This window comes from Agromyces luteolus (assembly GCF_009729855.1).
GTDB lineage: Bacteria > Actinomycetota > Actinomycetes > Actinomycetales > Microbacteriaceae > Agromyces > Agromyces luteolus.
This window is the reverse complement of record NZ_WODA01000003.1, coordinates 110,407-117,366: the sequence shown is the minus strand read 5'-3', so window position 1 is coordinate 117,366 and position 6,960 is coordinate 110,407. Positions and strand designations below refer to the sequence as shown.

General features: G+C 72.4%; 6 protein-coding genes. 5 read left to right on the top strand and 1 reads right to left on the bottom strand.

Features of this window, described 5'->3' with window-relative positions; genetic code table 11:
• Positions 1-185: 185 nt before the first annotated feature.
• The 3 genes from GLX25_RS02900 to GLX25_RS02890 all read left to right on the top strand — a co-directional run bounded on the left by GLX25_RS02900 (position 186) and on the right by GLX25_RS02890 (position 3,737).
• A complete protein-coding gene (locus GLX25_RS02900; protein ID WP_166548389.1) occupies positions 186-2,627 on the top strand; it encodes a DNA polymerase III subunit gamma and tau in 2,442 nt (813 codons plus the stop codon).
• Positions 2,628-2,630: 3 nt separating this feature from the next.
• Complete coding sequence (recR, locus tag GLX25_RS02895) at positions 2,631-3,227, top strand: recombination mediator RecR (protein WP_166548388.1); 597 nt, start codon at positions 2,631-2,633, stop codon at positions 3,225-3,227.
• A gap of 156 nt (positions 3,228-3,383) precedes the next feature.
• Positions 3,384-3,737 carry a nuclear transport factor 2 family protein gene (locus GLX25_RS02890; protein WP_155840697.1) on the top strand — a complete coding sequence of 118 codons (354 nt, stop codon included), beginning with the start codon at positions 3,384-3,386 and terminating at the stop codon, positions 3,735-3,737.
• Here GLX25_RS02890 and GLX25_RS02885 read toward each other — a convergent pair.
• Positions 3,734-4,228, bottom strand: a complete 495-nt coding sequence (locus GLX25_RS02885; protein WP_155840696.1) for a hypothetical protein — start codon at positions 4,226-4,228, stop codon at positions 3,734-3,736. The genes GLX25_RS02890 and GLX25_RS02885 overlap by 4 nt on opposite strands.
• A gap of 116 nt (positions 4,229-4,344) precedes the next feature.
• Between GLX25_RS02885 and GLX25_RS02880 the strand changes: the two genes are divergently transcribed.
• Together GLX25_RS02880 and GLX25_RS02875 are read left to right on the top strand one after the other, a co-directional pair.
• Positions 4,345-5,619, top strand: coding sequence for an aspartate kinase (locus GLX25_RS02880; RefSeq protein WP_166548387.1), 1,275 nt, complete (start codon positions 4,345-4,347; stop codon positions 5,617-5,619).
• Between the two features lie 264 nt (positions 5,620-5,883).
• Positions 5,884-6,939, top strand: a complete 1,056-nt coding sequence (locus GLX25_RS02875) for an aspartate-semialdehyde dehydrogenase (protein ID WP_166548386.1) — start codon at positions 5,884-5,886, stop codon at positions 6,937-6,939.
• Positions 6,940-6,960: the final 21 nt, after the last annotated feature.

Genomic DNA, 6,960 nt, shown 5'->3' with positions numbered 1-6,960 from the left:
TGGGGTCCCGAGTGAGACCGCGGCGGAGCTGGAGCGGTTGAAGCCGGCGAAGATCGTGATCCTCGGTGGTGAGGCCGTCGTGTCGAAGGACGTGGCCACGCAGCTCGAAGCGTTCCTCGACTAGCCTCGCGCACGGATCGCGCGCGCCCGGCTCGGGCGTCGGGGGCGGTGACTACGATTGACGCGTGGTCACCGCCCTCTATCGCCGCTACCGGCCCGAGACCTTCGCCGAGATGATCGGCCAGTCGCAGGTCACCGAGCCGCTCATGACCGCGCTGCGCACCGATCGGGTCAACCACGCCTACCTCTTCTCCGGCCCGCGCGGGTGCGGCAAGACGACGTCGGCGCGCATCCTCGCGCGATGCCTGAACTGCGCCGAGGGGCCGACCGACACGCCCTGCGGCGTGTGCCCGAGCTGCGTCGAGCTGTCGCGCGCCGGCGGCGGGTCGCTCGACGTCGTCGAGATCGACGCGGCGAGCCACAACGGCGTCGACGACGCCCGCGACCTGCGCGAGCGCGCGGTGTTCGCCCCGGCCCGCGACCGCTTCAAGATCTTCATCCTCGACGAGGCGCACATGGTGACGCCGCAGGGCTTCAACGCGCTGCTGAAGCTGGTGGAGGAGCCGCCGGAGCACGTGAAGTTCATCTTCGCGACCACCGAGCCCGACAAGGTGCTCGGCACCATCCGCTCGCGCACCCACCACTACCCGTTCCGGCTGGTCCCGCCCGCGCCGATGCTCGACTACGTCCAGAAGCTCTGCGACGAGGAGGGCGTGCAGGTCGAACCCGGCGTGCTCTCGCTCGTCGTCCGGGCCGGCGGCGGCTCGCCGCGTGACACGCTGTCGCTGCTCGACCAGCTCATCGCCGGCTCCGAGGGGTCGACGGTCGGCTACGAGCGCGCGGTCGCACTGCTCGGCTACACGCACGGCGCGCTGCTCGACGACGTCGTGGAATCGATCGGGGCCGCCGACGCGGCGCGCGCCTTCGCCGCCGCCGACCGCGTCATGCAGACCGGCCAGGACCCGCGACGCTTCGTGGAGGACCTGCTCGAGCGGCTGCGCGACCTCATCGTCGTCGCCGCGACCACCCCCGAGGCCGCCGCCGCGGTGCTCCGGGGCGTGCCGGCCGACGAGCTCGCGCGCATGGCGACCCAGGCGTCGGTCTTCGGCGCCGCCGAGCTCTCCCGCGTCGCCGACCTCGTCAACCAGACCCTCACCGAGATGACCGGCGCCACCTCGCCGCGCCTGCACCTGGAGCTCATGCTCGCTCGCGTACTCGTGCCGTCGAGCGACGAGACCGAGCGGGGCGCGCTCGCGCGCGTCGAACGGCTCGAGCGGCGTGTCGGCGTGACGGATGCCTCGGGCGACGGCGCCGCGCCGGCGCCGAGTGCGGCACCCACGAGCGCTCCAGCTGCGGCAGCGGTTGCTCCCGAGGTGCGGGCTGCCCCGGAGAAGCCCGTCGCGGAGCGTCCGGCATCGACGGCCCCGCCGAAGTGGGAGACGCCGGCCACGGAGCCGACCACGGCGGCAGCGCGTGCGGCCGGCCCGGCGGCCGCCGCGCCGCAGGCGTCCATCGGGTCGTCCGACGCTCCCGCGGCGGAACCGACTCGCCCGGTCGGCCCGGTCACCGTCGAGCAGATGCGCGACGCGTGGCCCGAGGTGCTGTCGTCGCTCCAGCGCACGAAGCGCAGCGCCTGGATGGTCGCGTTCACGGCCCAGGTGCTCGACTACCGAGACGACGACGTGCTCGTGCTCGGCTTCCCCAGCGAGTCCGACATGGGCAGCTTCCGGTCCGGTCCGCCGGGTCAGAGCGTCGGCGACCTGCTCCGCGCGGCCATCGCAGAGGTGCTCGGCGTTCGGGTCAAGTTCCTCGCACGAGTGGTGTCCGCCGGAGGGGGAGCCGACCGAGGGCCCGCCGCGCCGCCGTCGGCGGGCTCGCCGGCGGGAGACGGCGGTCGGGCGCCGGCCGCCCCGGCGTCTCCTCCGCCCGCAGCCGCGACGCGCCCCGAGGGAACGACCGGCGCTCCCGCGCCCGCGCAGAACGCTCCCGCGCCCGCCCAGAATGCTCCCGCTCCCCGCTCCGCCGCGGGCAGCACGTCGAGCCCCGCGACCCCGGTCGCCTCGGGCGGCCCGGTCGACTCCTGGGCGACCGTCGCCATCCCGGCGTCGGATCCGGCGGTGGCCGGGGCAGAAGCGACGACCGACGCGGCATCCGCCCCCGCAGCGCGATCGGCAGCGCGCACCGCCGTCGCGGAGCGGCCCGCGCCGCCCGCACCGGCCTCGTCGCCGACCGTCGCCGATGACGACGTGCCGCCGCTCGACGACGCCGATGCGCCTCCGCTCGAACCGGAGCCCGACGATGCCCCGGGACTCGAGGGCGATGCGCACGGTGGCCCGTCCACCGCACCGGCCCCTCGCGGCGGCGCGGCCGCCCGCGGCGGCACGGCCCCCCGCGGCGCGGCCGCCCGCGGCGGCGCTCGGGCGCCGTCCCGCTCCGGGCAGGGCGCGCCGGGAGGCGCCGCCCCGTCCATCCAGCGCTACGGCGAGGCGGTCGTGCGCGACCTCCTCGGCGCCACCTTCCTCGAAGAGGTCGAGGCGCCGCAGACCCGTTTCGGCGAGCGGGGGTAACGCGTGTACGAGGGCATCGTCCAGGAACTCATCGACGAACTCGGCCGCCTCCCCGGCATCGGCCCCAAGTCGGCGCAGCGCATCGCGTTCCACATCGTGCAGACCGAGCAGTTCGACGTCTCGCGCCTCGCCGAGATCCTCATCGAAGTGCGCGACAAGGTGAAGTTCTGCGAGATCTGCGGCAACGTCGCCGAGCAGTCGACGTGCTCGATCTGCCGCGACCCGCGGCGCGACGCGAGCCTCATCTGCGTCGTCGAGGAGGCGAAGGACGTCGTCGCGATCGAGCGCACGCGCGAGTTCCGGGGCCTGTACCACGTGCTCGGCGGCGCCATCAGCCCCATCGACGGCATCGGCCCCGACGAGCTGCGCATCCGCCAACTGATGCAGCGCCTGGCCGACGGCACCGTGTCCGAGGTCATCATCGCGACCGACCCCAACCTCGAGGGCGAAGCCACCGCGACCTACCTCAGCCGCCTGCTCACGACCCTCGAGATCCGCGTCACGCGCCTCGCGTCGGGCCTGCCCGTCGGCGGCGACCTCGAGTACGCCGACGAGGTCACCCTCGGCCGCGCCTTCGAGGGCCGGCGCGTCGTCGGCTGACCGAGCGGCACGTCCGATTCGCAGGAGACTCCGCGACCTGCAGGACGGTCCGGAAGGGATCGTCCTGTGCTTCGCGGAATCTCCGGTCACGTAGACCGGTTCCCGCCGCTGCACCACTCGTTGACCTCGTCGGTGGCCGGCGGTAGAACGGACCCCATGAGCGCAGGAACCGAATGGGTCGCCGGGTACGTCCGGGCCTGGGAGTCGAACGACGCCGACGACATCGCCGCCCTCTTCACCGACGACGCGGTGTACGAGTTCAGCCCCGACGACCCCGACGCGCTCCGCGGCCGCGAGGCGATCATCGCCGGATGGCTCGACTCGCGCGACGAACCCGGCGACTGGCACTTCGACTGGGAGGTGCTCACCGAAACCGACGACCTCGTCGTCGTGCAGGGCCGCACCGACTACCCGGCCGCCAAGCTCTACGACAACCTCTGGGTCATCCGCCTCTCACGCGACGGCCGGGCCTCGCGGTTCACGGAGTGGTACATGGAGCGCGACCGCTAGCGCAGCACCTCGACGAGCACGACCCAGGCGATCACGATCGCGACGACCACCGCGAGGATCGCACCGGCCGCCATCGCGCCCATCCCCGCCTCGGTGAGGCCCGCGACCACCAGGACCGCACCGACGAGGTACGCGCCGACGGGCAGCAGCCCGAGGAGCGACCGCGCGACCCGGAGGCCCGCTCGTCCGTAGTGCTCCCGGCCGACCGCGCGCATCGCCACCACCTGGAAGGCGCCGGCGAGGAGCGCGGCGACGCCGACCTCGAGGCCGTACGCGACCGATGACTGGCCGGGAACGAGGCCGAGGGCGCTCGCCACCAGTGCGAGCACCAGCGCGGCGATCGCTGCGCCGGCCCTCGCAGGCAGCGCAGCCGACGACATGATCTCGCGGATGTTCACCGACATCGCGACGATCAGCAGTCCGGCCAGGGCCGCCGTCGCCCCCGCCATCGCGACGTTGAAGTCCGTCCAAGCCTCGAGCGCGTCCGCCATGTCCGCACTGTAGTCCCGCCGTCACATGGCCGGGCGCGTATGCGGCCCGCCGTATGATGGACCTTCCGGTGCCGGGTGAACGTTTCCCCGGCCCAGACACCCCCGGGAGCGCCCACGTGAGCTTGATCGTGCAGAAGTACGGCGGATCGTCCGTCGCCGATGCGGAGAGCATCAAGCGGGTCGCGAAGCGCATCGTCGAGGCCCGCAGGGCGGGCAACGACGTCGTCGTCGCGGTCTCCGCGATGGGCGACACGACCGACGAGCTCATGGACCTCGCCAACGAGGTCACCCCGATCCAGGCTCCGCGCGAGCTCGACATGCTGCTGTCCTCGGGCGAGCGCATCTCGATGGCGCTGCTCGCGATGGCCATCAAGAGCCTCGGCCACGACGCCCGGTCGTTCACCGGCAGCCAGGCCGGCATGATCACCGACTCCGTGCACGGCGCCGCGCGCATCGTCGACGTCACGCCGGTGCGCCTCCGCGAGGCCCTCGACGAGGGCGCGGTGGTCATCGTCGCCGGGTTCCAGGGCTTCAGCCGCGAGTCGCGCGACATCACGACCCTCGGCCGCGGCGGCAGCGACACCACGGCGGTCGCGCTCGCGGCGGCGCTCGACGCCGACGTCTGCGAGATCTATACCGACGTCGACGGCGTGTTCACCTCCGACCCGCGCATCGTCACCAAGGCGCACAAGCTCGACCGCATCACGAGCGAGGAGATGCTCGAGCTCGCCGGTTCCGGCGCCAAGGTGCTGCACATCCGCGCCGTCGAGTACGCGCGCCGCCACGGCGTCACGCTGCACGTGCGCTCGTCGTTCAACAACAGCGAGGGGACGATCGTCTACGACCCCGAGCGTCTTCCCGAAGGAGGAGCTGTGGAAGAGTCCGTCATCGCCGGCGTCGCCGTCGACCTCGGCCAGGTCAAGATCACCGTCGTCGGCGTGCCCGACGTGCCGGGCGCCGCCGCCAAGATCTTCAAGATCGTCGCGAGGACCAACGCGAACGTCGACATGATCGTCCAGAACGTCTCGGCCGCCGCGACCGGGCGCACCGACATCTCGTTCACGGTGCCGAAGTCCGACGGCGAGAAGGCGCTCACGGCCCTCTCCGACGCGCAGGAGTCGCTCGGCTTCGAGTCGCTGCAGTACGACGACCAGATCGGAAAGCTCTCGCTCGTGGGCGCCGCGATGCGCTCGGCCGCCGGCATCTCGGCTCGACTGTTCGAGGCGCTCTACGAGGCGGGCATCAACATCGAGATGATCTCGACGAGCGAGATCCGCATCTCGGTCGTCACGCGCGCCGACAGCGTCAACGCCGCCGCACGCGCGGTCCACACCGCGTTCGACCTCGACGGCGACGACGACGCGGTCGTCTACGCCGGAACCGGTCGCTGACGCGCCGAAGCAGAGCGGATGCCGCGCCGCGGCGCCGCACGCGCCATCCGCCCGCACCGCCCCACGCGCCATCCACCTGCACCGCCCCGCACGCGCCATCCACCGGCACCGCAGCCGCCGCACCGCCACCGCCGCACCGCCGCGACATCCTGCCGCATTTGTATGACGATCGCGCCAACGTAGGACGATCGGATCGACTTCCGTCCTACATTCCAGCGGTCGTCCTACAGACTTGATACAGAACCATCGATGAGGAACGAGCACATGAGCACTGGAGTGAACATCGGCGTCGTCGGCGCCACCGGACAGGTCGGCGCGGTCGTGCGCCGCCTCCTCGAGGAGCGCGACTTCCCGGTCGCATCGATCCGCTACTTCGCCTCGGCACGGTCGGCCGGCACGACGCTGCCGTTCAAGGGCGAGGACATCCTCGTCGAGGACGCCTCGACCGCCGACCCGACGGGTCTCGACATCGCGATCTTCTCCGCGGGCGCCACGCTCTCGAAGGCGCAGGCACCCCGCTTCGCCGCCGCGGGCGTCACCGTCATCGACAACTCCAGCGGCTGGCGCATGGACCCCGAGGTCCCGCTCGTCGTGAGCGAGGTGAACCCGCACGCCATCGACGAGGCGAAGAAGGGCATCATCGCCAACCCGAACTGCACGACGATGGCCGCGATGCCGGTGCTCAAGGTGCTGCACGACGAGGCGGGCCTCGAGCGGCTCATGGTCTCGACGTACCAGGCCGTCTCGGGCGCGGGGCTCGCCGGCGGCGAGGAGCTGCTCGAGCAGGCACGCGCCGCGGTCGCGCAGGACGCGATCGCGCTCGTGCACGACGGCGGCGCCGTGACCATGCCCGAGCCGGCGAAGTTCCCGCGCCCGATCGCCTTCGACGTGATCCCGCTCGCGGGCTCGATCGTCGACGACGGCGACCTCGAGACCGACGAGGAGAAGAAGCTGCGCAACGAGAGCCGCAAGATCCTCGAGCTTCCCGGGCTGCGCGTCGCAGGCACGTGCGTCCGCGTCCCGGTATTCACGGGCCACTCGCTCTCGATCCACGCCGAGTTCGCGAACGCGATCACGCCCGAGCGCGCGACCGAGCTGCTGGCGGATGCCCCGGGCGTCGCGCTCAGCGACATCCCCACGCCGCTCCAGGCCGCGGGCACCGACCCGAGCTACGTCGGCCGCATCCGCCAGGACCAGTCGGCGCCCGAGGGCAGGGGCCTCGTGCTCTTCGTCTCGAACGACAACCTGCGCAAGGGCGCGGCCCTCAACGCCGTGCAGATCGCGGAGCTCGTCGCGGCGAAACTGCCGGCGTCGGTCTGACCGATTCGATCGAACGAGACC